Raw genomic sequence first — 26,404 nt, 5'->3', positions numbered from 1 at the left:
TCGGCCCCTTATTCCAAATGGTGCAACATGCCCATTCCATAACCGCGATTGCAACGCGCCGCGCCCCAATCACCGATCCTTTGGGCCAAGCTGCGCCAAAATATTGCTCACGATCACAGCCGGATCAGGGCCGATATCAACGCTCAGCGCGGTTTCATCGGATGTGGGCGGCTCCAACGCCTCAAACTGACTGTCGAGCAGGGATGTGGGCATAAAATGCCCGGTGCGTGCGCCCATTCGCCCCGCAATCAGCGTTTTGTCACCCGACAGATGCAGGAACATCACATCCTGCCCCGCCGCCGCGCGAATCCGGTCGCGGTAAATGCGTTTCAGCGCCGAACAGCCGATAATCGCAACGCCCTGCGCCGCGCCAAGGGTTGCGCCAACCTGGTCCAGCCACGGCGCGCGGTCCTCATCGGTCAGGGCCGTACCCGCAGCCATTTTCGCCACGTTCGAAGCAGGGTGCAGATCATCGCCATCAATATACGTGGCCCCCATCCGTTCGGCCAAAAGCGCGCCAATCACGCTTTTGCCGCAGCCCGACACCCCCATGACAACATATCGGTCCATGCGATCCCCCTTGGTTGTCATCTGGTTATGTTATCGGTAACACTGCCTGTCAAGCCGCGCGGCGCACTCCGCCAAATACTGCCGTAACGGCAAAACACACCGCAGCCACACATACGATGGTGGGGCCGGTGGGCGTGTCGAACCGAAACGCCGCCGCCAATCCCCCCAGGGCCGAGGCGGCACCGATCACTGCCGCGATGATCGCCATGGATTCGGGCGTGCGCGCCAGAGGCCGGGCGGCGGCAGCGGGCACCACCAACATTGCCCCAATCAACAGCGCACCAACCACCTTTATCGCCACGGCCACAACCACGGCCAGCGCCACGGTCAGCACCAGTTGTTCGCGCCGCGGATCAATACCGCTGGCATAGGCCAGATCGGTGTTCAGTGTCGCAGTAAGAAGCGCCGACCACCGCCACGACAGCAGCGCCAGAACCAGCGCCGCGCCGCCCCAGATCACCATCACATCGGTGCGCGACACGGCCAGGATATCACCAAACAGATAAGCCATCAGATCCAACCGCACCCCGGTCAGAAACGACGCCGCAACCAATCCAAAGGCCAGCGCCGAGTGGGCCAGCACGCCCAACAGCGTATCCATCGCATAACCCCGGTTTGACAGGGACGATACAAGCCCTGCCATGGCCAGTGCCACCACCAATGCGCCCACAAACACCGACATGGAAAAGGCCAGCGACAGCGCAACGCCAAGTATCGCCGCATGGGCCGTGGCATCGCCGAAATACGCCATCCTTCGCCACACGACGAAACAGCCCAGCGGTGCCGCAGCCAGCGCCACGCCCACCCCCGCCAATGCCGCACGGATCAAAAAACTGTCCAATATCATGATGCCGCCTCTTGGCTGTGATCGCAATCGTGGGAATGGGTGTGTTCGTGGCGATACAGCGCCAGCGCGCCGCCGGTTCCGGTGCCAAACAGGGCGCGGTATTCCGGCGCACTGGCCACCACATCGGGTTTGCCTTCGCAGCAGATGTGACCATTCAGGCAAATCACCCTGTCCGACGCCGCCATCACAACGTGCAGTTCATGGCTGACCATGACGATCCCACAGCCCAAGGTCTGGCGCAATTCTTCCACCTGATGGTAAAACGCCGCCGATCCGGGTTGATCCAGACCGCGCGTTGCTTCGTCAAGCAACAGCAAATCGGGTTTTTCCAACAGCGCCCGGGCCAACAGAACGCGCTGAAACTGCCCCCCCGACAGGCGCGCCATCTGTCGCGTGCCCAGGGTTGCAACCCCGGCCTGCGCCAGCGCCGCCGCAACCTCGGCCGCACCGCGCCGCACGGGCAGGGATAAGAACCGCGCCACCGTCATCGGCAGGGTCGGATCAATATGCAGGCTTTGGGGCACATATCCGATGCGCAGCCCCGCCATGCGCACCACCCGCCCCGCTGATGGGGCGACGGCGCCGATCATCGTGCGCAGCAAGGTGGATTTGCCGCTGCCGTTTGGCCCGACAATGGTAACAATCTCACCCCGGTCAAAATTCAACGTCACATCGCGCAACACATCGGCCCCGCCAAGGCGCACCGCCACGTTTTCCAGCGACAACAGGCTCATGCCTGTGCCTCGGGCGTGCAATTGGGGCACAGGCCCTCGGCCTCGACCACGGTTTGTTCAATGGTGAAGCCCTGCGCCGCGGCCACGGCCCCCAAGGCCCGTTCCGGCCCCGCCTCGGCCTCAGCCACCGCGCTGCAGGATCGACAAATCAAAAAAGCAGGCGCATGATCCACCCCCGGATGCGCGCAGGCGGCAAAGGCGTTCAATCGTTCGATCCGGTGGGCGAACCCGTGTTTGACCAGAAAATCCAGTGCACGATAGGCCACGGGCGGCTGTGCGCCGCGCCCCTCGGCGCGCAACTGTTCCAAGATGTCATAGGCGCCCAAGGCCCGGTGTTCTGCCAGCAGAATTTCCAGCACCCGACGGCGGATTTCGGTAAATTGCAACCCCCGCGCCGCACAGGCGGCGGCGGCGGCGGCCACGGCGCTGTCGATACAGGCCGCATGATCGTGACGTTGAAAGGCAGGTACGGTCATCGGGCGACTTTCCAAAAAAAGAACTTGAAGTGTTATAGTATATCACTTACGAAGGTTATGTTATAAAGTTACATGGATAGACGTAATGTTCAAGCCCCTGCTCTGTGCCCTGACCGTTTTCACCACCCCCGTCTGGGCCGAACCACCCCGTGTGGTAACCGATATCGCCCCGGTTCACGGATTGGTCGCCCGTGTGATGCAAGGGGTCGGCACACCCGATCTGTTGATCGCACCGGGCGCATCGCCCCATGATTACGCTCTGCGCCCCAGCAATGCCTCGGCGCTGGAACAGGCCGAGCTGGTGGTTTGGATCGGCCCCGACCTGTCGCCCGGATTGGCCAAGCCGATGGCCACCCTGGCCGGGTCCGCACGCCACATCACATTGCTGGATAGACCCGAAACCGAGGTATTGGAGCGCCGTGAGGGAACAAACCTGATGGATGCGGATCACGACCACGATCATGGCCACGATCATGACGATCACGCCCATGATCCACACGCCTGGCTTTCGCCCGGCAATGGCCAGGCGTGGCTGGGGATTATTGGTGACGCCCTCGCACAGGCTGACCCGGACAATGCCGCCACCTACCGCGCCAACGCCGCCACCGGACAGGCCGAGATCGACACCGTGGTGCACGACATCACGGCACAACTGGCACCGTTTGCCGATACGCCCTATGTCGTGTTTCACGATGCCTATCAGTATTTTGAAACGGCATTCGGCCTGACACCGGCCGGCGCGATATCGCTGAGCGATGCGTCTGACCCCAGCCCGGCGCGCATTGCCGATATTCGCGCCATTGTCGCGCGCACCGGCGCCACATGCGTATTTGCCGAACCGCAATTCAACGCCGGGGTGGTGGCCACCGTGTTTGATGGCAGCGCCGCGCGCACCGGCCTATTGGATCCGTTGGGCACGACAATACCCACGGGGCAGGCATTTTATCCCACCCTGCTGGGCGCAATGGCACAAGCGATGGCAGATTGTTTATGAGGGATAAAGTAACGCCTTATCGCGCTGTCCTGAAAGGGGCAGTGCTTTTCCCGCGTCCCGTTTCTTTTGCCGATAACAAAAGCGCGCGCACGGATCGGTGTTCATGCGCCGGGTGATTGGATTTCTGACCCTCGGCCTGATCGCGTTGGGCGTGATCGGGTGGTGGGCCGGTGCGCCCGGCGCGCTGGCCAGTTGGGCGGCAGAGGGACAACGCGCGTTTCAAACCGCGATGGCGCGGGGTCTGCGGGCCTTGCGGGCGGGCGAACCGGGCGCGTTTGCCGCGCTGATGGGTGTTTGTTTTGCCTATGGGTTCTTTCACGCTGCCGGGCCGGGCCATGGCAAGGTTTTGATTGGCGGCTATGGGTTGGGGCGCACCGTGGCCATGGCGCGGCTGGCGGGAATTGCCCTTGCGTCATCCATGGCACAGGCCGGAACAGCGGTCATTCTGGTTTATGGCGGATTGTCAGTGTTGAGCCTGGGCCGGACCGACATGACCGGCGTCGCCGAAAACTATCTGGCCCCCGCCAGCTTTGTCGCCATCGGGCTGATCGGGGGGTGGTTGTTCTGGCGCGGTGGGCGCAAATTGTGGGTGGTGCGGCGCACGCAGAGCCATGCGCCGGTGCCGGGCACGGATGGCACCTGTGCCAGTTGCGGCCACGCCCATGGCCCCACCCTGGAACAGGCCGAAGGTGTGCAAAGCTGGCGCGATGCCTTGGTTTTAATCGGTGCCATTGCCATACGGCCCTGTACTGGGGCGCTGTTTTTGTTGCTTTTGACCTGGCAAATGGGTGTGGGTCTGGCCGGGGTGGCCGGAGCATTTGCCATGGGTCTGGGCACCGCGACAATCACCATAGGCGTGGCGTTGGCTGCCACCGGCCTGCGGCGCGGGGCGCTGATTTCGCTGACGGCGGGACCGGTCGCGCAATTGGTATTGCCTGCCGTTGAGATGGCGGCAGGTGTGGTGATTATCTGGGTCGCGATCCAGATGTTTTGAGCGGGGGTTGGGGGCGCTGCCCCCGGCCTGCGGCCCCCCCCGGGATATTTAGAAAACAGAAATGATCACGGCAGGGTGCCGCCCAGTTCGTCATCGATATGCGCCTGAATGATGGCATCGAAAGACGGGTCAGCGGTGAAGCCCAGCGAAATGGCGAGTTGCGGATCGAAGTTTTCGGGCCAGCCTGCGACAATTTTTGCGATGGTTTCATCGGGTTCGATTTTGATCAGCGCGACAGCCTTGTCACCGGCAGCGCGGCGCAGGGCCTCGATCTGTTCGGCCACTGTTGTGCTGAGGCCGGGCATGGACAGGTTGCGCCGCTGGCCCAAGGGGGCAGTATCCAACACTGCCGCGTGAATCAGGAACCCGACGGCGGCGCGGGGGCTGGCGAGCCAATGGCGCGTGGTATCGGGAACCGGCAGAACAGCCGGTTGGCCGATCAGGGGTTCGCGCAAGATATTGGAAAAGAACCCCGACGCCGCCTTGTTGGGTGCACCGGGACGCACGCAGATGGTGGGCAGGCGGATGCCGATCCCATCAAAGATGCCGCGCCGGGAATAATCGGCCAAAAGCAATTCGCAGATCGCCTTTTGGGTGCCATAGCTGGTTTGCGGCGTGTGGTAATAAGTATCGCTGATCTGATCGGGAAAGGGCGCGCCGAAGATTGCGATGGAGGAGGTGAATACCACCCTGGGGCAATAGGGTTCGGTTTGCCCCTCGGCGCGGATCGCATCAAACAGATAGCGGGTGCCATCAAGGTTGATCCGATAGCCTTTGTCGAAATCGGCCTCGGCCTCGCCCGAGACAATGGCAGCGAGGTGAAAGATGACATCCGGGCGGGCCGTGGCCAGCGCGGCGGCCACGTCAGGCGCCGACAGGTCGGCGGCCTGACAGACGCAGGTGCCGCCAAACCCGGCGGGTGCGGCGGGTTCGATCACATCGATCAGGCTGAAGGCGGTGATCGGCTTTCCGCCCAAAGTGCCATCGGCCACCAGCCGTTCGGTCAGTTTGCGGCCGATCATTCCGGCGGCCCCGATTATCATGATATGCATAGGGTTTCCTATTCAGGTTTGGTGCCGCCCAAGGCGACCATGGATTTGGCATCGGTCAGGGCGCGGTTCTGGGCGGCTTTGCTGCGAAACAGGCCGGGCATTTCCCAATCGGGGGTTTCGCCCGCGAACAGATCGAGAAATCCGATGGCCTGTGTGACGTCTTCGGCGGTGTTTTCCTTGAACGACCACCAGGTACGCAAATCGGTCAGTTCTGGCACGATGCGTTGTTTTTCGTGAAAATCCTGCGCCAGCACGGCCGCGCGCACATTCAGGCAGAACGACACATACAAGAACCCTTCGGGCCAGAAATGTTCCGGCACATCGCTTGGCGTCGCCCTGCCGGGTTCGACCAACCGGGCCGGCCCATGGTCAAGCAGGGTGCGCAGCATCAGGCCGGCCGCAAAGCCGGTATAGGCGCGGCGATCTGCAGGATCATCGGGCCGGTGGGTTTCGAACGCGCGCAACCAATCCAGAAACGCCGCCGACAATTTACCCGCATCCAAGGCAAACCGCAGGCCGGTTTCCTGTTCCATCTGTTCCATCTGCGCGCGAAAGCCCTGCACGAACCAGCGCAGGCGACGAATGGATTTGCGGATCGGCTGACCGTGATCCAGGGGCGAAGGTTCGGGCGTCATCAGATCATGACGGCGTGTTGGCGCACCATCTGCGCCAAGGTTTCGGGCGTCGCCAAAGCGGCGGATCGCTCTGCTTCGGTCACGCTGGCAAAGGCGGCGCACAGGGCGAGGATGTCATCCTCCTGGCTTGGGTCGTCGGGGCGTTCGGTCAGCAGCCACAGCACCAAAGCGTGCAAGGCACTGTGAATACGCGCCGAATCGGCCGCATTGATGGCGATGGGCGTGCCCGGCACCACGCCGATCACATGGCCCGCATCCAGTGCCAGCCAAAGCTGGGCCGCGGCATCGGCCACATCATCGCCCGCCCCCTGATCAAAGCGCAAAGCGCCAAAGGCAATTGCGGCCAAGGTTTCACTGATCAACAGGGTCGTATCGCCGCTCTGATCCAAAACGCGCTCCATCCCATGGGCCAATACCCTGGCAAACGCCCGCGAAATATTGCGCCCCTTGACCCCTGCCAACCCCTGGCACACCAAATCGATGTCAGCGCGCGACGCGGGTTGCCCGGCGGATTCAAAATCGGGCAGCAACCCTGACATCCGGTGCAATATATCGCCCACAGGCCCGGGCAATATGCCCAGCGCGGGTTTCAACGCGGCCTCGGGCAAGGACAGGGTGCGCCGCGCGCCGCGCATCAAATCGCGCAGCGGCAGGCGCAAATCAGAGGCTTGTTTGGGAAGGTGCGGCGCGGCCATTGGAGTGATCCGGAATTAAAAAGCTGTGGTGTGATTTTAGCGTCCTCTGCCCCGGAAATGCCAGAGGCTTTTCCAAATCATCTGCGGTCGGCAAGGATCGTGCATCGCGGGCCGCGCCCAAGATGGCCCGCCGATTCGCGGCACCGGTTGCCTGATCCGTATGATCAAGGTTGACGAACCGTTGATAAAACCGGGGAATACGGGGCAAATTGGTAAATCTTTACCAGACAGAAAGCTTACCATGGGGTGAAATCCGGGAACAATCCGTGAAAAGGGCGCGGAGATACAGAAAATTCCACCACTAAACCTGTTTTTTATCCAACAAAATCAGTTCTGTACGTCAAAGGTTAACAGAGCGCGGCGGATTGAAATTGGTTCCGTAAAGGTCCGGCAACAATGTGCGTGTTAAACCGGGTCATGACCTCGGACAGTTTGGTTCGGGAGAGGGGAGAGGCGCGGCAAGGCAGATCGACGGTATGACAGTGCAGGGGTGCCTGACATACGACAACGCGATCCTGACCGCCGCACCGAACGATGCCGACCAGGGAACTGGGGCACCGTTCACAGATCGGGGCATTCGAAACGATGCTCCCGCCACCGTTGATCGGGCCGGCAAATCAAGCGGAACAACCTTGAATCTCAGCCCCCCACAGCGCGCCATATGCGGGCGTGGGGGGTGATGATCGGAGTGGATGATGAAACACCTGACACGAATACTCGGCCGATTTTGGAACAATGCCTGGCCAATCCCGGTCACGTTGGAACGCCAATCACATTGCCCGCGCGCACCAGAACGCCTGAGCCGCGCAGAAATCACCCGGCTGTTTGCAGCCGAATTGGGATATCACACCAACCGCACCACGCCATAATTTCGAAGTAAGAACGGAGTTTCAGATGTATCAGGAACTTGTTGAAAAGGCCCGCCAGAACCGCAAGACCGCGCTTTTGGAAACGCGGATGCCGCAGATCAACCTGTTTTGGGATGGGCGCCCGCGCACCGTGCCACAACATTCGGTGGCCGCGCAACTGACCGATTTGCGCATCCGCATGTCGCCCCCGCGCGAGGCGCTGCTGGCATCCATTTGAACCAACCGGCGCGCCACGACAGGCGGCCAGATGCCGCCTGCCCTACGCAATCAAAGCGGTTCAAACGCTTTGGCTTTGCCGTCAAATCCCCACAGGCCGCCTTCGCCGATATCTGTCCATAATCCATGCAGGGTCAGACGCTCTTCGCGCACGGCATCGGCGACAAAGGGGAATGACATCAGATTATCCAGCGAAATTCGCACCGCCGCATGTTCCAGCTCGATCTGGCGCGCAACATCTTCGGTTTGCTTCAGCGCCAGGTAACCGGGCCGCAAAATATCCATCCAGCGGCCAATAAAGCTGGTCTTTTTTTCCAGCTCGGGCGCGGTGCCGGAACACATGTCGTAACACCCTTTCACACCGCCACAGTTGGAATGGCCCAGCACGATGATATGGGGCACCTTCAACGCGGTGACCGCATATTCCACCGCCGCCGATGTGCCGTGGTGATCGCCGTCGTCGGTAAAGGGCGGCACCAGATTGGCGATATTGCGATGAATGAAAAACTCGCCCTGCTCGGCCCCGAAAATAGAGGTAACGTGCACACGGCTGTCGCAACATGAAATCACCATGGCGCGGGGATGCTGCCCCTCGCTGGCCAAATGGCGATACCACACTTTGTTCTCGGTATATGTCGTCGCCTTCCAGCCATGATAACGCTGTACCAAATAGGCGGGAAGCGGTTGGGCGAATTCCATCCAAGATCCTTTTTCTCAACGGCCTGTTGTGCCCCCGTGTAGTGCCAATTTTCGGGGAATTCGAGCGATTTCTGCCCTCACGCGGCAACGAATTGTTGAGCCATTTCTGAAATGATGCCTGTGGGGCAAGAGAGGTGGAAGAATATGAACACTCAACACAAGGTCGCAATGTTGCGGCCAATCGAACCGGTGTCGATTGATCCGGCATGTCTGGCGCTGTTGCGCGATACCAACAGCGCAAATCAGGCCGACAACAACGTCGCCGAAGCGTTGGAAGACGTGGCCCTGGGCCTGTCACGGATCGCGGGGGCGTATCGCCAGGACCGGTTTGACGATATCAAAACCGAAGGCATCGCCATAGGCGAAATTGCCGGGCGCATCGGGTTGGAGCGGATGGCGCGCGTCGCCTTTACCGTAGCCACATTGGCCAAGGGCAGTGATGGTGTGGCGCTGTCGGCTAATCTGGCCCGGTTGGTGCGGTTGGGCAATGATGCCCTGTCTGAAATCTGGGATTTGCAGGATCAGATCGTGTAACCGATGGGGTCTTGTCGGCGGGCAAAACAGGGTTAGTGTGGCGGAAGTGTTTTCTGGAAAGGCCACCCCCCATGCCCCTTCGTTTTGCCCCCGCCGATGAAACCGCCCTGCCCTTGCATGTGGTTGACACCCAAGGGCTGGATCGGTGGCTTGACCGCGCGGAGCCGGCCCATCGCGCGTGGGTGCGCGCCAACGGCTTTACCGGCGCGGCGGATACGGTTTTGGTGCTGCCGGGGCCCGATGGTGCGCCCGTGGGCGCGATTGTTGGTCTTGGCGGCGCGAACGACGCCCGGCGGCGGCGGTTCACCGTGGCCGCCGCGCGCGCCAACCTGCCCGAGGGCACCTGGGAATTGCACACAGACATGACCGGCCCGGCCTTGGATGAGGCGGCGCTGGGATGGCTGTTGGCGGGGTATCGGTTTGAACGCTATGCCAAATCCGCGCCGCCCAAGGCAATGTTGCGCGCGCCCGACGGGGTTGATGCGGCCCGGCTGGAAACCATCGCCAAGGGCGAGGCTCTGACCCGCGATCTGATCAACACACCGGCCAGCGATATGGGGCCAGCCGCGCTGGAGCAGGCCGCACGCGATCTGGCCGCCGCCCATGGCGCGGCGGTGTCCGTCACCACCGGTGACGCCCTGTTGACCGATAATTTTCCGATGATCCACGCCGTGGGCCGCGCCGCCGCCGACGCCCCCCGCCTGATTGATATGATCTGGGGCGATGCCGGCCCCACCTTGACCCTGGTGGGCAAGGGCGTGTGTTTTGACACCGGCGGGCTGAACCTGAAACCCGGTGCCTCAATGGCGCTGATGAAAAAGGATATGGGCGGCGCGGCAACGGTTCTGGGTCTGGCGCATATGATCATGGCACAAAACCTGCCACTGCGTCTGCGCGTGCTGATCCCGGCGGTGGAAAACGCCGTGGCGGCAAACAGCTTTCGCCCCGGCGATATCCTGACCGCGCGCAATGGCCTGACCGTTGAAATCAACAACACCGATGCCGAGGGCCGGCTGGTTCTGGCCGACGCTCTGGCGCTGGCCGCAGAAACCCCCAGCGATCTGACGATCTCGATGGCCACCCTGACCGGGGCCGCGCGGGTGGCCGTGGGGCCGGATCTGGCGCCCTATTACTGTGACGATGACGGTATCGCCGATGCGCTGTTTCATGCCGGGACACAGGTGCGCGATCCGTTGTGGCGGATGCCGTTCTGGGATCCTTATGAAACAATGATCGAACCGGGCATTGCCGATCTGGACAATGCGCCATCGGGCGGATTTGCCGGATCGATCACCGCCGCGCTGTTCTTGCGCCGCTTTGCCGGGTCTGCGCCCTATGCCCATTTTGATATCTACGGCTGGAATCCCACGCCCGCCCCCGCCCGCCCCAAAGGCGGCGTTGGCATGGGCGCACGCGCCATTCTTCAGGCGCTTCCGGGAATGTTGAACCTGTGACAGACCGCCGCCAGACCCCCGCCAATGGCCGCGTCGCCGCTGCTCATCTCGAGGGTGAGGTAAAGGCCGACCGCTTTGTCACCCCGCAACCGGCGCAAGTTATCACATTTGCCGTCTTTCTTTTGGCCCGGCCCGATGGCCCCCGCGACCGACAGCTTTTGTTTGGCGATATCGTCGATGTCTATGAACGGCGCGGCGGCGTTGCCTTTGTTCAATCCCGAAAGGATGGATATTGCGGGTATCTCGATGAGGCCGCCCTTGGCCCGGTCATCCCGCCCACCCATGCCGTGCGTGTGCGCCAAACCCATATTTACCCGCAGGCGGGAATGAAGGCCGCACCGCTGATGCGCCTGCCGTTCAACGCCCGCGTCAGCGTGAGCGACGACAGGTCGGATTGGCACGCGGTGAATTGGCACGGTGGCACCGGGATCGTGCACCGCGATCATCTGCGCCCGGTGTCGGCCCCCCTGCCCGACCCTGCCGAAACCGCGGCCCTGTTTTTGGGCACGCCCTATCTTTGGGCCGGGAATACCGGCGATGGTCTTGATTGTTCGGGGCTGGTGCAGGCGGCGTGTCTGGCCGCCGGAATTGCCTGTATGGGCGACAGCGATCAACAGGCGCGCACGTTGGGCGTGCCCTTGGGTGACAATCAGCCCTGTCAGCGCAACGATGTGATATTCTGGGCCGGGCATGTTGCCCTTGCCGAAGACGCGGACACCATGATTCACGCCACCGCCTTTGGCATGATCACCCGGCGCGAACCGATTGCCGATGCAATTGCCCGGATCGAGGCGGGCGGCGATGGCCCTGTCACCATGCGCCGCCGCCTGTTTCCCTGATCACCGGCGACCGAATGACAAACTCTGTCATCCGATACGAAACCGTTGCGCGGCCGAAAATGCCGATCTAGCGTTATTGTATTGCTTACCTTCAAACGGATGCCAGATATGAAAACACTGCTTGCCGCCCTTGCCATTGCCACCTCTTTTGCCCTGCCGATTCAGGCGCAGGAAACTGCATCGCCTGCGGTGCTGGACGAAATCGCAATGTCAGAACACCTTATTGCCCTGGGCCAGGCGCGGGGTGAGCCGGTTCTGGTTCTCGCCGGCATCCGGCTGCGGGCCACTCTTGGCGGTGCGGCGGCAGCGCCGGGCGATGCGCTGACCAGTCGCGAAGATGCCTTTGCCTTGGCAAAGGAGTTGGCGGCGGGCGATCCGTCACTGACTGACGTGATTACGGACGCCGAAACAGAAACGTCGCGCCGAATGCCGATTTGCGGGCCGCTTTGGTGCTATTGAATTCTTCCAAAGTTATTTCAGTATGATATGGGACGGTCATGAAACACAATGACCGTCCCCTTTATGCCGTCTTGATCGATGCCGATAATATTCCTGCGAAATATGCCGGTGCGATCCTAAAAGAAATCACCACCATCGGCGAACCGGCCCTGCGCCGGGTGTACGGCGATTGGTCCTCGGGCCAGTTGGCCAATTGGAGCGGCACCGTGCGCGCGCTTGGCCTTGTCGCGCATCAGGAAACCGCAAACACCAAAGGCAAGAACGCCAGCGATATCGGGCTGGTGATCGATGCCATGGATATTTTGCACACAGGGCGGTTCGATGGGTTTGTCATCGTCAGTTCCGACAGCGATTTTACCGCCTTGGCCAACCGCATCCGCGAACAGGGTCTGGTGGTGATCGGCATTGGCGAAGGCAAGGCACCGGAATCCCTGCGCAATGTGTGCAACCGGTTCATTCTGATCGAAAATATCATCGATGAACCACCGGCCCCCACCCAAAAGGGCGAGACAGCCCCCGCCACCGGTGGCAAACAACCCCCGATCAACGCCGTGCCCCTGATCATCAAGGCGATGGACAAGATCGATCAGGATGATGAATGGTATGCCCTTGGCCCGCTTGGCCAATATATCATGGCCGACAACCCCGATTTCGACACCCGCACCTATGGCAAGCGCAAGCTGAGCGATCTGGTGCAAGAGCTGAAGCGGTTCGAAACCAAGAAAATCGGCAGTCAGTTCCACCTGCGCCGGATTGATTAAGCGCCGTAGCGGGCCATGAACATGTCGACCGCGCCACCGATCACGCGGTCGACCTCGGCACCACTGAAACTGGTTTGCACCCCAAACACCAGCTTTGGAAACAGCTCGGCCTTGCACAACTCGCTGAATTGATGCGCGGCCAGCGGTTGATCCTGAATCTTTAGTTCCCCCCGCGCCATCGCCAGATCGAAATAACCAACCAGCGCCGCCTCCACCACCGCCGGGCCGCTTTCGTAAAACTGACGGCCCAGTTCGGGGAACCGTTCGGTTTCAGCCACGCAGATGCGAAACACCCGTTGCCCGAAATCCGACAGGAAAAACCGGATCAGATGTGAACCCGCCGCAAACAATACGGTTTCGGGGCGGCCGGCCATGTCGATCTGGGCAATGGCGGTATCGGCCTGGCGGCGGCATTCGGCCTTGGCCACTTCGGAAAACAGCACCCGTTTATCGGGAAAATAACTGTATAACGTGGCCTTCGACACGCCCGCCACCTTGGCAATCTCATCGACGCTGGCGCCCTCAAACCCATCGGCCAGAAATACCGCGCGCGCGCCGGTCAGAACCTGATCGAATTTGCGGCCTTTTTTGATCGTCTGATCCAACATGTTCATGGCCACCCCCGGCTTTGGACAAGTGTAAACCGCTTGGTTCAATCGGGGCAAGCGCCTGTTCCCTACTGGGGCATGAGTTATCACGCGTTGCGCATGTGGCAAGGGCAGGATGCCTGCGGCGCGGATATTTTCAGCAAGAAAAAACCAGGGCGCATTGTGTTCTCATCGGTGACGGTCTAGCCATTTGACATGGTTGAGATTTTCATGAAAACCCTGCCTTTCTTTGCCTTGATCGCCCTTGGCTATCTTGCCGGGCGCACCCGGTTTTTCACCGCCGAGGCGACAGGATATCTGACCAAGTTCGTGTTCTACTTTGCCCTGTCGGCAATGCTGTTCCGGTTCGCCGCCAACCTGTCATTCTGGGAGGTTTTGGACGGTGATCTGATCCTGGCCTATTTCGGCGCGTCGCTGGCGGTATATCTGTTGGCCACGGTTGTGGCGGTGATCCGGGGGGTCGGGGTGGAACAGGCCGCAATTGAGGCGCAATGCGCGGTGATTGGCAATGTCGGGTTTTTAGGCGTGCCGATGTTGGTTCTCCTTCTGGGCGACGGGGCGATCGGCCCGGTGATGTTGATTATCGCCGTCGATCTGATCGTGTTTGGATCGCTGGTGGTGATCCTGATCACGGGCGGGCGCGACGGGCGGTTGGCCTTTGGAGTAGTGCGCACTGTGGGTTTGGGCCTGATGCGCAATCCGATGATCATGTCCATCGCTCTTGGGTTTGGCTGGGCCGCACTGGAATGGCCGATCCCGGCACCGATGAACGAATTTCTGGCGATATTGGGCGGCGCGGCCACGCCCGGCGCCCTGTTCGCCATCGGCGCATCGCTGGCGTCAAAATCGGCCGAACGGGTCAGCGTGGCGATTTGGCTGTCGACCTGCAAACTGGCGCTGCACCCTTTGGCGGTGGCCGTGGCCGTGTTGTATGTCATTCCGGTTGATCCCTATGCCGCCGGGGTGATGATTGCCGCGGCATCGCTGCCGGTGGCGGGAAATGTGTATATCATCGCCCAACATTACGGGGTTGCGCCACAGCGGGTGTCGGCCTCAATCCTGATTTCAACTGCCCTGTCGGTGCTGAGCGTTTCGTTGGTGATCGCCTGGATCACCGGCGGCGGTGTTGCCAGCGCCCTTGCCACGGGATAGCCATAGGGCAACGAAAGAGGTCAAACCATGAAAACCATATCAGAAAATACATGTTTCGGCGGAACCCAAGGGGTTTATGCCCATGACAGCGCCGCCACGGGGGGCGAAATGACCTTTGGCCTGTTTCTGCCGCCACAGGCAAAACACGGCAAGGTGCCGGTGCTTTGGTTTCTGTCGGGGCTGACCTGCACCCATGAAAACGCCATGGTCAAGGCGGGCGCACAGGCGCACGCGGCGCGCCATGGTCTGGCCTTGGTGTTTCCCGACACATCGCCGCGCGGCGCGGGCGTGGCCGATGATGAGGCTTACGATCTGGGCCAGGGCGCAGGGTTTTATGTAAATGCCACCCAAGACCCCTGGGCACACCATTACCAGATGTGGGATTATGTGGCGGATGATCTGCCCGCCGCCCTGGCCGATCAGCCGTTGGATTTTGACCGCCAGGCGATCACCGGCCATTCCATGGGCGGGCATGGCGCACTGACCTTGGCGATGGGCCTGGCCGGTCGGTTTTCCAGCGTTTCGGCATTTTCGCCGATCTGCAACCCCACCCACAGCGATTGGGGCCGCAAACAGATGGCCGCCTATCTGGGCAATGATGAATCCACCTGGCAGGCTCATGATGCCAGCCTGCTCATGCTGCAAACCGGGTTTGAGGGGCCGATGTTGATCGATGTGGGCACGGATGATCAGTTCATGGAAGAACTGCGCCCCGAAACATTGGCAAATGCCATGGCCGCGCGGCGTCAGCCCGGCGTATTCCGGATGCAGCCGGGATATGACCACAGTTATTTCTTCATCTCGACATTCATTGATGAGCATATCGCGTTTCACGCTGCGGCGCTGGCATGATTTATATCGATGCCGATGCCTGCCCGGTCAAAACCGAGGCGGAAACCGTGGCGACGCGCCTGAACACCAAGATGTTTCTGGTGTGCAACGGCGGCATCCGCCCGTCGCGCAACCCCAATGTGGAACTGGTGATCGTGGATGATGGCCCCGATGTCGCCGATATGTGGATCGCCGACCGTGCCACCAAGGGCGATGTGGTGGTCACGGCCGATATCCCGCTGGCGGCGCGCGCCATTGAAAACGGCGCGCGGGTGATCAAACACGATGGTGAGCCGCTGACCGAAAAGAACATCGGCCAAACCCTCGCCACCCGCGATCTGATGACCGATCTACGCGCCGCCGATCCGTTTCGCCAAGGCGGCGGGAAACCGTTCACAAAGGCCGACCGGTCACGGTTTCTGGATGGGTTGGACCGCGCGGTGCGCGCCAGTGCAAAGGATGTGGCATGACCGTTCAGGCGGTTGTTTTTGACATCGGAAACGTGCTTTTGGAATGGAAGCCCGAAAAATATTACGACCGCACCATTGGTCCGGCCCGGCGCAAGGCATTGTTCGATCAGGTCGATGTGATCGGCATGAACGAACGGGTGGATATGGGGCATGATTTCACCCAAACCATTTACGACATGGCCGATGCCCACCCCGAATGGCACCGCGAAATCCGCGATTGGCATGACAACTGGCTGCAATTGGCACAACCGGTGATTCACCGATCGGTGCGGTTGTTGCGCGCCCTGCGCACCAAGGGCGTGCCGGTGTTTGCCCTGACCAATTTCGGTGTCGGCAGTTTTGATCTGGCCAAAAGCGAACATGATTTCCTGTCGGAATTTGACCGCACCTATGTGTCGGGCGCGTTGCGGGTGGTGAAACCCGATGCCAGAATTTACCAAATTGTTGAGGACGATTGTGCCCTCCCTCCTCACACCTTGTTGTTTACCGATGACCGCACCGAAAACATCAGTGCCGCCCAGACGCGCGGCTGGCAAACCCACCATTTCACCACCCCCCAAGGCTGGGCCGAGCGCCTGATCGCCGCGGGCCTGTTGAGCGAGGCAGAGGCGACATGACATTCACCACCATTTCATTTGATCAAGGCGAACAGGCGTTGGATTGGCTGGCGCTGACCGATGCCCTGGCCGCGGGGCACACCCTGCCCCGGGCCGATATCAAGGACAGCTTTTTATACCGGGGCAAGGATACGGTTTTATCGCGCGCCGCCTGGATTGATGGCCTGGGCATCGCGGTGAAAACCGCCACGATCTTTCCGGGGCGTGACCCGATGGTGAACGGCGGCGTCAATCTGTATTCTGACGACGATGGCACCCTGACCGCGCTGATTGATTTTCACCTCGTCACCAAATGGAAAACCGCCGGTGACAGCCTGCTTGCCGCGCGCCATCTGGCCCGACCGGACAGTGAAACGATCCTGATCCTGGGCGCGGGTAATCAGGCGCGCGCGACCCGCGCCGCCTATGGCGCGCTGTTTCCAAACGCCCGCTTTTTGGTTTGGAACCGCTCCCCCGCCAATGCCCGGGCGATGGAAAATGACATCACCACCGCCACATCCGATCTGGCGGGCGCTGTGGCCAAGGCCGATATCATCATCGCCACCACCATGACGACCGAGCCGATCCTTCGTGGCGAATGGCTGCGCCCCGGTCAACACATTGATCTGATCGGCGCTTACCGCCCTGACATGCGCGAGGCGGATGATATCGCCCTCACCCGCGCCAGCCTGTTTGTTGACAGCCGCGATACCACATTGGATCACATCGGCGAGCTGAAAATCCCGCTCGACAATGGCACCATCAGCCGTGATGCGATCCGCGCCGATTTCTATGATCTGGCCAGCGGCAGTTTTGCCCGCAGCGACGCGGATGAAATTACCCTTTTCAAAAACGGCGGCGGCGCACATCTTGATTTGATGACAGCGGTTCACATTCTGAACGCCGTCAATAACGAAATCTGACCGTGGTTTTTTCTTGCTGAAAATATCCCCGCCGGAGGCATTGAACGTTTCAACACCGCATGGCTGACGCGGTGCATTGACCGAGGAAAGAAATGAAATGACGATCTATGCCATCGGGGATATTCACGGCCAAATCGAAATGCTGCACGCCGCCCATGATCGCGTGGCGCAAGACCGCGCCGCCCATGGCACCGCCGATGCACCGGTCGTTCATCTGGGGGATCTGTGCGACAGGGGGCCAGACAGCAAAGGGGTGATTGATCACCTGATTGATGGCATCACCGCCGGTGCGCCCTGGATCGTGCTGAAGGGCAACCATGACCGCATGTTTCAGCGTTTTACCGATGACCCGACGTATCACGAGGCGCGGTTGACCAATGGCCTGACCTGGCGGCATCCGCGTTTGGGCGGGATGACGACGCTGGCCTCTTACGGGGTGGATGGCAACCCGGCCCGCGCACCCGGCGACATTGCCGCCGATATGGCGTTTGCCATTCCTCGGGCGCATCGCGATTTTCTGTTTACACGGCCGCTGACGTACAAGACCGACGATCTGATATTTGTGCACGCGGGCATCCGCCCCGGTGTGCCGCTGAACCATCAGGCCGAAGAGGATCTGGTCTGGATCCGGCAGGAATTCATCACCGACACCACCGATCATGGACCGCTGGTTGTGCATGGCCACACAGTGACGGAAACGCCGGATCACGCCGGCAACCGGGTCAATCTTGATACCGGGGCCGGATATGGCAATCCGCTGACCGTTGCCGTGTTTGAGGGGCGCAAATGCTGGGTGCTGACCAACCGGGGCCGCGTGCCGCTGACCCCGCCGGGCTATCCCTGATCGGCACCCAGGTGGGTTTGCCCCCGGGCGCGGGCCAGGGTGATCTGACGCTGGCGTTCGCGAAACCGCGCCCGGTCGGCATCGGAAATCGTATCAAGGCATTGATGGCACGACACGCCCGCCTCATATTCCGGGCGCGCCTTGTCGGCTTCGGCAATCGGGCGGCGGCAGGCATGGCACAGATCATGGGTTCCAACCTGCAATCCATGGCCGACCGCGACCCGTTGATCAAACACAAAACATTCGCCGCGCCACAAAGATTGATCCGCTGGCACCTCTTCAAGATATTTCAGGATGCCACCTTGCAGGTGAAACACATCCTCAACCCCCTGAGACATCAGATAATTTGTCGATTTTTCGCACCTGATACCGCCGGTGCAAAACATCGCAATGCGTTTGTTGGAGAACCGGTTTTTGTTCTTTTCCCACCAGGCCGGGAAATCACGGAATGTCGGGGTTTCGGGGTCAATCGCGCCCTCAAACGTGCCGATCCCCACTTCGTAATCGTTGCGCGTATCGATCACCGCAACATCGGGGGCTGAAATCAGTTCGTTCCAATCGGCGGGGGCCACGTAATGGCCGGTGCCCGCCACCGGATCAACCTCGGGCTGACCCATGGTCACGATTTCGCGTTTCAGCCGCACTTTCATCCGCAAAAACGGTTGGGTCTCGGCCTGGCTTTCCTTCCACACCAGATCTGCACAGCCGGGCAAGGCGCGGATATGGGCCAACACCGCGTCAATCGCGCCGCGTGACCCGGCAATGGTTCCATTGATCCCTTCTGGGGCGAGCAGCAAAATGCCCTTGACCCCGCCTTCGCAACACAGGGCCGCTAACGGGCCGCGCAGGGCGGCAGGATCGTCAAACCGGGTGAAATGATAAAGGGCTGCAATGGTAATCATGGCGCGCCAAATACGCCCTTGGCCCGCGCGCCGCAAGGTGTAGGATGGCCAAAACACGTTGAGGTATCGCCATGACAGAGAAATCCGCCCTGATTGTGATCGACATGCAGAATGATTTCTGCCCCGGCGGGGCCTTGGCCGTGTCTGGCGGCAATGACATCGTTGCCGGGATCAACGCGCTGATGCCGGCCTTTGATGCCGTGATTCTAAGCCAGGACTGGCATCCGGCAGGGCATTCTTCGTTTGCATCGTCCCACCCCGGGGCCGCCCCGATGAGCGTGATCGAAATGCCCTATGGACCACAGGTATTGTGGCCCGATCATTGCATTCAGGGCAGCCATGGCGCCGCCTTTCACCCCGATTTGCGCATTGATGGCGATCTGATCATTCGCAAAGGGTTCAACCCCGCGATCGACAGCTATTCCGCGTTTTTTGAAAATGATCACACCACCCCCACGGGGCTGGAGGGGTATTTGCGCACCCGTGGCATCAATGCGATCACTCTGGTTGGATTGGCGTTGGATTTTTGCGTCAATTATTCGGCGGTGGATGGGGCGCAATTGGGGTTTGACGTCACCGTGCGCCCGGATCTGTGCCGCGCCATCGATTTTGACGGATCGCGTGACGCGGCACTGAGTGCAATGAAAAAGGCAGGCGTGACCCTGGCCTAAAGTCCAGTATCGGCGGGCAGGCCCAACATCAGGTTCAGGTTCTGCACCGCCGCCCCCGACGCGCCTTTGCCCAGATTATCCAGCACCGCCGACAGCACAACGCGCCCGGTGGCCGCGTCACCCAGCACCGATAGTTCCAACCTGTTGGTGCCATTCACCGCCTGTGGCAATTCGCGCGCCGGATCATCGCCCAAAGGGCGCACCGAAACGAAACCGGCGCGGTAATATTGCGCCAGTGCCGCGTGAACATCATTCATTGATCCCGAAAACATACCCGGATGCAGCGGGATTTGCACAACCATACCTTGGGCAAACTGCCCCACCGACGGAATGAAGATCGGCAGATTGTCCAACAACCCATGGCGCACGATCTCGGGCAGGTGTTTATGCCCCTGCCCGGTGGCATAGATGAAACTGCCCTCGCTTTCGCCGCGGTCAAATTCGGCAATCATGCCTTTGCCCCCACCGGAATAGCCGGAAATGCCAAAGATCGACACCGGCGCTTCGGCGCCGATGACGCCCGCGCGGCGCAACGGGCGCAACAGCGCAATCGCCGCCGTGGAATAACAGCCCGGGTTGCTGACCCGTGCCGCACCCGCCACCGCCGCGCCCTGACCTGCGGTCATTTCGGGAAATCCATATACCCAATCGGGGTCCACGCGGTGGGCCGTGCTGGCATCGATCAGCCGGGTGTCGGTGCCCTGGCACAGCGTCACCGCCTCGCGCGCGGCGTCATCGGGCAGACACAGTATCGCAACATCGGCCGCGGCCAGGGCATCGCGACGAGCCGACGCATCCTTGCGCTGATCCTCGGGCAGGGAAATCAGCGTGATATCATCGCGCCCGGTCAACCGTTCGCGAATTTGCAGACCTGTCGTGCCCACCTCACCATCGATAAATACCTGCGCCGTCATATCGTGCCCTCCAAATATTCCCCTGAAATACGCAACCACGGCCAAAGTGCCAAGCCCAAACCAGAAAATCCGCCCCCTTGCCCTGCCCCCCCGGACTGGGCCACAAGGGGCGGCATCTTGAGGAAACTGAGCATGGTCGATATTGCCACCCGGGTTTGGAACCACAAATGGAAGATCGATCCGATTGTACGGTCTTTGATCGATACGGATTTCTATAAGTTGCTGATGTGCCAATCGGTATTTCGCAACAAACCCAAAACCCAGGTCACGTTTTCCCTGATCAACCGCACCAAATCGATTCGCCTTGCCGATCTGATCGACGAGGGCGAATTGCGCGAACAGCTTGATCATGTGCGCTCGCTTTCTCTGTCGCGCGGCGAAAGCACGTGGATGCGCGGCAACACGTTTTATGGCAAACGGCAAATGTTCACCCCCGAATTCATGGATTGGTTCGAGGCTCTGCGCCTGCCGGCCTATGAGCTGGAAAAGCGCGATGGCCAATACGAGCTGACGTTTCAGGGCAACTGGCCCGAAGTCATGCTGTGGGAAATCCCGGCACTTGCCATCCTGATGGAGCTACGCTCGCGCAAGGTGCTGGCCGGGATGGGGCGGTTCGAGCTTCAGGTCTTATATGCCCGCGCCATGACCAAGTTGTGGGAAAAGGTCGAGGCGTTGCGCGATGTGCCCGATCTGCGGCTGGCCGATTTTGGCACCCGGCGGCGGCATTCGTTCCTGTGGCAGGATTGGTGCGTGCAAGCCATGCAAGAGGGGCTGGGCGAGAAATTTGTCGGCACGTCAAACTGTCTGATCGCAAAGAACCGCGAACTTGAGGCAATCGGCACCAATGCCCATGAACTGCCCATGGTCTATTCCGCCCTGGCCGAAACCGATGCCGCCCTGCGCCAGGCACCCTATGACGTGTTGGCCGATTGGGCCGAAGAACACGAAGGCAACCTGCGCATCATCCTGCCCGATACCTATGGCACGGTCGGGTTTCTGGAACATGCCCCCGATTGGCTGGCCGGTTGGACAGGCATCCGCATCGATTCGGGCGATCCGGCCACGGGTGCGGAAACCGCAATCAAATGGTGGCAAAGCCGGGGCGAAGACCCAAAGCAAAAGCTGGTGATCTTTTCCGATGGGTTGGACGCCACCAAAATCGCCCAGCTTCAGGCCCAGTTCAACGGGCGGGTGCGGGTTTCGTTTGGTTGGGGCACATTGTTGACCAATGATTTTCGCGGATTGGTGCCCGGTGACAAGCTGAAGCCATTTTCCCTTGTCTGCAAGGCGATCAGCGCCAATGGCCGCCCGACGGTAAAACTGTCGGACAACCCGAACAAGGCGATGGGGCCGGGCCTGGAAATCGAACGTTACAAACGGGTGTTCGGTGTGGGCAATCAAAAGGCCGAGGCGGTGCTGGTCTGATCCAGCCCCCAAATCCCAAATATGGTACGGACGGGGGGACTTGAACCCCCACGGCTCAAAGGCCCACAGATTTTAAGTCTGCTATGTCTACCATTCCATCACGCCCGCAGTGCCGCCTTGCTAGGGTGCCGCGCGAAAATCTTCAAGCGGTTTGCGGCTAATTTTCTGCGCATTGGCGAAACACCCGACGATCGCCTGTTCGCGCCTACAGCGCCACGTCCTTCACCGCCTCCATGGCCACATAGGTCGAAGTTTGCGCCACATGGGGCAGTGATGAAATACGCTCGGCCAGCACCGCGCGATAGCTGGTCATATCGGCGGTGCGCACCTTTAGCAGGTAATCAAACGCGCCCGCGATCATGTGGCACTGCTCGACCTCTGGCACCTTTTGCACGGCGGTGTTGAACGCCGCCAGCGCCGCCTCGCGGGTATCGGTCAGCTTGACCTCGACAAAGGCCACATGTTCGCGCTGCACGCGCACCGGGTCGATCATTGCGCGATATCCGGTGATGATGCCGCTGTGTTCCAACCGTTTCAGCCGTGTTTGCGTGGGCGATTTGCTCAGCCCGATCCGTTGGGAAAGCTCGGTCACGCTGATCCGCCCCTCAACAGCCAGAATCGCCAGAATCGCGCGGTCAAACCGGTCAAGATCGGAAACATCCATTTGCACTGCTGCACCCCTGAAAGTTGGTCATTTTTCCCGAGAATGGCGCATAATCGGGCCATCGTCACGTCTGATATCCGATATACCTGATTAAATCCTTCGAAAGGTTCGATATGCGCGACGCACTTCACTCTCCCGCCCTGCCCTTTGACGCCGAAACCTATGGCGATGCCGATGCAATTCTGGCGGCGCTGATCGAAACCGCCGCGTTGCCGCCCCGGGACCGCGTCAAAATCAGCGCCCGCGCTGCCGACTTGGTCACGCAAATCCGCAACGGCGCAAACCCCGGTTTGATGGAGGTGTTTTTGGCCGAATACGGCCTGTCCACCGAAGAGGGCATCGCGCTGATGTGTCTGGCCGAGGCATTGTTGCGCGTGCCGGATTCCGCAACGATCGATGATCTGATCGAAGACAAGATCGCGCCCAGCAAATGGAGCAGCCATCTGGGCCACTCCTCATCGCCGCTGGTCAATGCCTCAACCTGGGCACTGATGCTGACCGGCAAGGTGTTGAAGGATGAAAAACCGGGCATGGCGGGCACATTGCGCGGTGCGATCAAACGGTTGGGCGAACCGGTGATCCGCACTGCCGTGGCCCGTGCGATGCGCGAAATGGGCCGCCAGTTCGTGTTGGGCGAAACCATGCCCCGCGCGATGGCGCGCGCCGCAAAGATGGAGGCGCGCGGATACACCTATAGCTATGACATGTTGGGCGAGGCGGCGCGCACCGCCGCCGATGCCGCGCGCTATACCAAGGCCTATGCCGATGCGATCACCGCCATGGCCCCGGCCGCCACCCACGGCGATATCCGCAAAAACCCCGGCATCAGCGTGAAATTTTCCGCCCTGCATCCGCGATACGAAGTGGCACAAACCGAACGGGTGCTGGATGAACTGGTGCCGCGTGTCACCACTTTGGCCCGTCAGGCGGCGCGCCTTGGCATCGGATTCAACGTTGACGCAGAAGAGGCCGACCGCCTCACCCTGTCGTTGCAGGTAATCGAACAGGTGCTTGCCGATCCCGAACTGGCCGGTTGGGATGGCTTTGGCGTAGTGGTTCAGGCTTATGGCCTGCGCGCCGCACCCGTTCTTGACTGGCTGCACGGACTGGCCACCAAACTGGATCGCAAGATCATGGTGCGACTGGTCAAGGGGGCCTATTGGGACAGTGAAATCAAACATGCCCAAACCCTGGGCATGGGCGGGTTTCCGGTGTTCACCGCAAAACCCGCCACCGATGTCAGCTATATCGCCAATGCGCGCAAACTGTTGCAGATGACCGACAGGATCTATCCCCAGTTCGCCACCCACAACGCCCACACGGTTGCCGCCATTCTGCATATGGCCAGTGATAAGAATGCATTCGAATTCCAACGCCTGCACGGCATGGGCGAACAATTGCACGATATCGTTCTGGCGGCCGAACACACCCGCTGCCGTATCTATGCGCCCGTGGGTGCGCACCGCGATCTGTTGGCCTATCTGGTGCGGCGCCTGTTGGAAAACGGTGCGAACTCATCCTTTGTGAACCAGATTGTCGATAAAGACGTGCCCGCCGCACAGGTTGCCGCCGACCCGTTTGATCAGATCGCGCGCAAGGCCCCGGTGCGCCCCGGCACCGAACTGTTTGACGGGCGCGCAAATTCCAAAGGGTGGGATTTGAACGATGCCCCAACCCTGATACAAATCAAAGCCGCCCGCGCCCCGCACCGCGACACGCCCCACAGCGCCGCGCCAATCCTTGCAGGCCCGGCAAATCCTGACGCGGCCCAGCCTGTGATCAGCCCCGTTGATGGGCAGGAAATCGGCCAGGTGCGCAATGCCAGCGCGGCCGATGTGCAAACAGCCATGGCGGCCGCGCAACCCTGGCCGGTCCCGGCGCAGGATCGCGCCGCGATCCTGAACCGTGCCGCCGATCTTTACGAAGAAAACTTCGGCCTGTTCTTTGCCCTGCTTGCGCGCGAAGCTGGCAAAACCTTGCCCGATTGCACCGGCGAATTGCGCGAAGCGGTTGATTTTCTGCGCTATTACGCCGCCCAGTGCACCGGGCTGACCGATGATGCGCGCGGCACGTTCACCTGTATTTCACCGTGGAACTTCCCCTTGGCCATTTTCACCGGCCAAATCGCGGGGGCACTGGCCGCGGGCAATGGGGTTTTGGCCAAACCCGCACAGCAAACGCCGCTGATTGCCCATGCGGCGGTAACGCTGTTGCACCGGGCCGGTGTGCCAAAATCTGCGCTGCAGTTGTTGCCCGGGGATGGCGCGGTCGGCGCCGCGCTGACCGCAGATCGGCGGGTTGACGGCGTGGCATTCACCGGCTCAACAGCCACAGCCCTGCGCATTCGCGCCAATATGGCCGATCACATGGACCCCGGCGCGCCCCTGATCGCGGAAACCGGCGGCCTGAATGCGATGATCGTCGATTCCACCGCATTGTTGGAACAGGCGGTGCGCGATGTGGTGCAATCGGCGTTCCAATCGGCGGGGCAGCGGTGTTCGGCCCTGCGCTGTTTGTATGTGCAATCCGATATCGCCAATGAATTCCAACAGATGTTGTTTGGCGCGATGGATGAACTGACCCTTGGTGACCCTTGGGATCTGGCCAGTGATGTGGGGCCGTTGATTGATCAGACGGCACATCGTAACATTGCCGCCCATATCCGACAGGCCCAGGCCGAAGGCCGCGTTTTAAAACAACTCAAGGCGCCGAAGCAGGGTCATTTCCTGGCCCCCACCGCGATTCAGGTGCCCGGTATCACCGCGATGAAGGAAGAAATCTTTGGCCCGGTCCTGCACATTGCCACGTTTCAGGCGGATGAACTGGACCGTGTGATCAGCGATATCAACGCCACCGGCTATGGGTTGACGTTTGGCCTGCACACTCGCATCGACACCCGTGTTCAACACGTGAGTGACCGGATCAAAGCGGGCAACCTGTATGTGAACCGCAATCAGATCGGCGCGGTTGTGGGCAGCCAACCCTTTGGCGGCGAAGGGTTATCGGGCACCGGACCAAAGGCCGGCGGGCCATCTTATCTGCCCCGGTTTACCGCGCCCCCCAAAGTGAGCGAAGCGATCGAAGACACCAAAGACGCCGCAAATCTGGATGCCCTTTCGCGCGGTCTGACCAAAGGCGCAAACGATCCAAAACGCCGCGCCGTTGAATTGCCCGGCCCGACCGGGGAATCCAACCGCCTGTCGGTGCATCCCCGCGCGCCAATCTTGTGCATGGGGCCGGGCGAACCCGCCCGCGCCGCGCAAATGCGCGATGTGATGGCAAGGGGCGGCACCGCCCTGCCCTGCCCGCCCCTGGACATTGCCGCGCTTGAAACCCTGCCGGAAATGGGCGGCGTCGTGTGGTGGGGTGACGCGGCCACCGCGCGCGCCATCGCACAGACCCTGGCCAAACGGCGCGGCGCAATCACCCCGTTGATCACCGCCCGGATCACCGCCAATGATTGCACGTTTGAACGGCACATTTGCATCGACACCACCGCATCCGGGGGCAATGCGCAATTGCTGGCCGAGGCGGCAACCGCTTGACCACAGTGGGAAACACGGGCAACTCTGCCGC

At 60.9% G+C, this 26,404-nt stretch carries 30 protein-coding genes and 1 tRNA gene; 18 read left to right on the top strand and 13 right to left on the bottom strand.

Features of this window, described 5'->3' with window-relative positions; genetic code table 11:
* Positions 1-69: 69 nt before the first annotated feature.
* Genes C8265_RS06700 through C8265_RS06685 form a run of 4 tightly spaced genes read right to left on the bottom strand, consistent with a single transcriptional unit; the run spans position 70 to position 2,627 of the window.
* Complete coding sequence (locus tag C8265_RS06700; RefSeq protein WP_206050292.1) at positions 70-570, bottom strand: gluconokinase; 501 nt, start codon at positions 568-570, stop codon at positions 70-72.
* Positions 571-619: 49 nt separating this feature from the next.
* On the bottom strand, positions 620-1,414 hold the full coding sequence (locus tag C8265_RS06695) for a metal ABC transporter permease (protein ID WP_108483350.1): 795 nt from the start codon (positions 1,412-1,414) through the stop codon (positions 620-622).
* A complete protein-coding gene (locus C8265_RS06690) occupies positions 1,414-2,151 on the bottom strand; it encodes an ATP-binding cassette domain-containing protein (RefSeq protein WP_108483217.1) in 738 nt (245 codons plus the stop codon). The genes C8265_RS06695 and C8265_RS06690 overlap by 1 nt, the downstream gene beginning before the upstream one ends.
* Positions 2,148-2,627 carry a Fur family transcriptional regulator gene (locus C8265_RS06685; protein WP_108483216.1) on the bottom strand — a complete coding sequence of 160 codons (480 nt, stop codon included), beginning with the start codon at positions 2,625-2,627 and terminating at the stop codon, positions 2,148-2,150. The genes C8265_RS06690 and C8265_RS06685 overlap by 4 nt, the downstream gene beginning before the upstream one ends.
* 85 nt (positions 2,628-2,712) lie before the next feature.
* On the opposite strand from C8265_RS06685, the gene C8265_RS06680 reads away from it, so the two are divergent.
* Both C8265_RS06680 and C8265_RS06675 read left to right on the top strand, forming a co-directional pair.
* Positions 2,713-3,621, top strand: coding sequence for a zinc ABC transporter substrate-binding protein (locus C8265_RS06680; protein WP_108483215.1), 909 nt, complete (start codon positions 2,713-2,715; stop codon positions 3,619-3,621).
* 103 nt (positions 3,622-3,724) lie between these two features.
* Entirely contained in the window at positions 3,725-4,615 is an 891-nt protein-coding gene (locus tag C8265_RS06675; RefSeq protein ID WP_108483214.1) for a nickel/cobalt transporter, read from the top strand.
* 65 nt (positions 4,616-4,680) lie between these two features.
* On the opposite strand, the gene denD is transcribed toward C8265_RS06675, so the two are convergent.
* Genes denD through C8265_RS06660 form a run of 3 tightly spaced genes read right to left on the bottom strand, consistent with a single transcriptional unit; the run spans position 4,681 to position 6,997 of the window.
* Complete coding sequence (gene denD, locus C8265_RS06670; RefSeq protein WP_108483213.1) at positions 4,681-5,667, bottom strand: D-erythronate dehydrogenase; 987 nt, start codon at positions 5,665-5,667, stop codon at positions 4,681-4,683.
* A gap of 8 nt (positions 5,668-5,675) precedes the next feature.
* Positions 5,676-6,302, bottom strand: coding sequence for a hypothetical protein (locus C8265_RS06665; protein WP_206050290.1), 627 nt, complete (start codon positions 6,300-6,302; stop codon positions 5,676-5,678).
* The gene (locus C8265_RS06660; protein ID WP_108483212.1) at positions 6,302-6,997 is read right to left on the bottom strand and encodes a hypothetical protein; all 696 of its coding nucleotides are present in this window, start codon (positions 6,995-6,997) and stop codon (positions 6,302-6,304) included. The genes C8265_RS06665 and C8265_RS06660 overlap by 1 nt, the downstream gene beginning before the upstream one ends.
* Positions 6,998-7,692: 695 nt before the next feature.
* Here C8265_RS06660 and C8265_RS19455 point away from each other — a divergent pair.
* Together C8265_RS19455 and C8265_RS06655 are read left to right on the top strand one after the other, a co-directional pair.
* Positions 7,693-7,866, top strand: a complete 174-nt coding sequence (locus C8265_RS19455; protein ID WP_164512287.1) for a hypothetical protein — start codon at positions 7,693-7,695, stop codon at positions 7,864-7,866.
* A 25-nt stretch (positions 7,867-7,891) separates the two neighbouring features.
* Positions 7,892-8,083, top strand: coding sequence for a hypothetical protein (locus C8265_RS06655; protein ID WP_108483211.1), 192 nt, complete (start codon positions 7,892-7,894; stop codon positions 8,081-8,083).
* A 50-nt stretch (positions 8,084-8,133) separates the two neighbouring features.
* On the opposite strand, the gene C8265_RS06650 is transcribed toward C8265_RS06655, so the two are convergent.
* The gene (locus C8265_RS06650; RefSeq protein ID WP_108483210.1) at positions 8,134-8,781 is read right to left on the bottom strand and encodes a carbonic anhydrase; all 648 of its coding nucleotides are present in this window, start codon (positions 8,779-8,781) and stop codon (positions 8,134-8,136) included.
* Positions 8,782-8,925: 144 nt separating this feature from the next.
* On the opposite strand from C8265_RS06650, the gene C8265_RS06645 reads away from it, so the two are divergent.
* The 5 genes from C8265_RS06645 (at position 8,926) to C8265_RS06625 (ending at position 12,828) form a co-directional block, all read left to right on the top strand.
* Positions 8,926-9,315 (top strand): hypothetical protein, encoded by a 390-nt coding sequence (locus C8265_RS06645; protein ID WP_108483209.1) that lies wholly within the window; start codon positions 8,926-8,928, stop codon positions 9,313-9,315.
* 71 nt (positions 9,316-9,386) lie between these two features.
* Positions 9,387-10,769 carry a leucyl aminopeptidase family protein gene (locus C8265_RS06640; RefSeq protein WP_108483208.1) on the top strand — a complete coding sequence of 461 codons (1,383 nt, stop codon included), beginning with the start codon at positions 9,387-9,389 and terminating at the stop codon, positions 10,767-10,769.
* On the top strand, positions 10,766-11,608 hold the full coding sequence (locus tag C8265_RS06635) for a C40 family peptidase (RefSeq protein WP_108483207.1): 843 nt from the start codon (positions 10,766-10,768) through the stop codon (positions 11,606-11,608). The genes C8265_RS06640 and C8265_RS06635 overlap by 4 nt, the downstream gene beginning before the upstream one ends.
* A 108-nt stretch (positions 11,609-11,716) precedes the next feature.
* The gene (locus C8265_RS06630; protein ID WP_108483206.1) at positions 11,717-12,067 is read left to right on the top strand and encodes a hypothetical protein; all 351 of its coding nucleotides are present in this window, start codon (positions 11,717-11,719) and stop codon (positions 12,065-12,067) included.
* Between the two features lie 38 nt (positions 12,068-12,105).
* Positions 12,106-12,828: an NYN domain-containing protein gene (locus tag C8265_RS06625; RefSeq protein ID WP_108483205.1), complete on the top strand. Its 723-nt coding sequence runs from the start codon at positions 12,106-12,108 to the stop codon at positions 12,826-12,828.
* Here the strand turns inward: C8265_RS06625 and C8265_RS06620 are convergent.
* The gene (locus C8265_RS06620; RefSeq protein WP_108483204.1) at positions 12,825-13,442 is read right to left on the bottom strand and encodes a TetR/AcrR family transcriptional regulator; all 618 of its coding nucleotides are present in this window, start codon (positions 13,440-13,442) and stop codon (positions 12,825-12,827) included. The two genes, C8265_RS06625 and C8265_RS06620, sit on opposite strands and share 4 nt — an antisense overlap.
* Before the next feature lie 189 nt (positions 13,443-13,631).
* On the opposite strand from C8265_RS06620, the gene C8265_RS06615 reads away from it, so the two are divergent.
* The 6 genes from C8265_RS06615 to C8265_RS06590 all read left to right on the top strand — a co-directional run bounded on the left by C8265_RS06615 (position 13,632) and on the right by C8265_RS06590 (position 18,252).
* Positions 13,632-14,588, top strand: a complete 957-nt coding sequence (locus C8265_RS06615) for an AEC family transporter (RefSeq protein WP_108483203.1) — start codon at positions 13,632-13,634, stop codon at positions 14,586-14,588.
* A gap of 27 nt (positions 14,589-14,615) precedes the next feature.
* A complete protein-coding gene (gene fghA / locus C8265_RS06610) occupies positions 14,616-15,440 on the top strand; it encodes an S-formylglutathione hydrolase (RefSeq protein WP_108483202.1) in 825 nt (274 codons plus the stop codon).
* Positions 15,437-15,889 (top strand): YaiI/YqxD family protein, encoded by a 453-nt coding sequence (locus C8265_RS06605; protein WP_108483201.1) that lies wholly within the window; start codon positions 15,437-15,439, stop codon positions 15,887-15,889. The genes fghA and C8265_RS06605 overlap by 4 nt, the downstream gene beginning before the upstream one ends.
* Positions 15,886-16,506 (top strand): HAD family hydrolase, encoded by a 621-nt coding sequence (locus C8265_RS06600; protein ID WP_108483200.1) that lies wholly within the window; start codon positions 15,886-15,888, stop codon positions 16,504-16,506. Before C8265_RS06605 ends, C8265_RS06600 begins: the two co-directional genes overlap by 4 nt.
* Positions 16,503-17,408: an ornithine cyclodeaminase family protein gene (locus C8265_RS06595; protein ID WP_108483199.1), complete on the top strand. Its 906-nt coding sequence runs from the start codon at positions 16,503-16,505 to the stop codon at positions 17,406-17,408. The genes C8265_RS06600 and C8265_RS06595 overlap by 4 nt, the downstream gene beginning before the upstream one ends.
* Positions 17,409-17,505: 97 nt before the next feature.
* Positions 17,506-18,252: a metallophosphoesterase gene (locus C8265_RS06590; RefSeq protein ID WP_108483198.1), complete on the top strand. Its 747-nt coding sequence runs from the start codon at positions 17,506-17,508 to the stop codon at positions 18,250-18,252.
* Here the strand turns inward: C8265_RS06590 and trhO are convergent.
* Positions 18,243-19,154: an oxygen-dependent tRNA uridine(34) hydroxylase TrhO gene (trhO, locus tag C8265_RS06585; RefSeq protein ID WP_108483349.1), complete on the bottom strand. Its 912-nt coding sequence runs from the start codon at positions 19,152-19,154 to the stop codon at positions 18,243-18,245. The two genes, C8265_RS06590 and trhO, sit on opposite strands and share 10 nt — an antisense overlap.
* A gap of 71 nt (positions 19,155-19,225) precedes the next feature.
* Between trhO and pncA the strand changes: the two genes are divergently transcribed.
* Positions 19,226-19,825 carry a bifunctional nicotinamidase/pyrazinamidase gene (pncA, locus tag C8265_RS06580; protein WP_108483197.1) on the top strand — a complete coding sequence of 200 codons (600 nt, stop codon included), beginning with the start codon at positions 19,226-19,228 and terminating at the stop codon, positions 19,823-19,825.
* Here the strand turns inward: pncA and argC are convergent.
* Positions 19,822-20,739, bottom strand: a complete 918-nt coding sequence (gene argC / locus C8265_RS06575) for an N-acetyl-gamma-glutamyl-phosphate reductase (protein ID WP_108483196.1) — start codon at positions 20,737-20,739, stop codon at positions 19,822-19,824. The two genes, pncA and argC, sit on opposite strands and share 4 nt — an antisense overlap.
* Positions 20,740-20,871: 132 nt before the next feature.
* Between argC and pncB the strand changes: the two genes are divergently transcribed.
* A complete protein-coding gene (gene pncB / locus C8265_RS06570) occupies positions 20,872-22,164 on the top strand; it encodes a nicotinate phosphoribosyltransferase (RefSeq protein WP_108483195.1) in 1,293 nt (430 codons plus the stop codon).
* A 22-nt stretch (positions 22,165-22,186) separates the two neighbouring features.
* Here the strand turns inward: pncB and C8265_RS06565 are convergent.
* Together C8265_RS06565 and C8265_RS06560 are read right to left on the bottom strand one after the other, a co-directional pair.
* Positions 22,187-22,272 (bottom strand) — tRNA-Leu (locus C8265_RS06565).
* A gap of 97 nt (positions 22,273-22,369) precedes the next feature.
* Positions 22,370-22,828 (bottom strand): Lrp/AsnC ligand binding domain-containing protein, encoded by a 459-nt coding sequence (locus C8265_RS06560; RefSeq protein WP_108483194.1) that lies wholly within the window; start codon positions 22,826-22,828, stop codon positions 22,370-22,372.
* Between the two features lie 113 nt (positions 22,829-22,941).
* Between C8265_RS06560 and putA the strand changes: the two genes are divergently transcribed.
* On the top strand, positions 22,942-26,373 hold the full coding sequence (gene putA, locus C8265_RS06555) for a bifunctional proline dehydrogenase/L-glutamate gamma-semialdehyde dehydrogenase PutA (protein WP_108483193.1): 3,432 nt from the start codon (positions 22,942-22,944) through the stop codon (positions 26,371-26,373).
* The last annotated feature ends 31 nt before the right edge of the window (positions 26,374-26,404 follow it).

Source organism: Oceaniglobus ichthyenteri, assembly GCF_003057885.1.
GTDB lineage: Bacteria > Pseudomonadota > Alphaproteobacteria > Rhodobacterales > Rhodobacteraceae > Oceaniglobus > Oceaniglobus ichthyenteri.
Note: the sequence above shows the minus strand (reverse complement) of the source record. Positions and strands in the feature narration are given on the sequence as shown.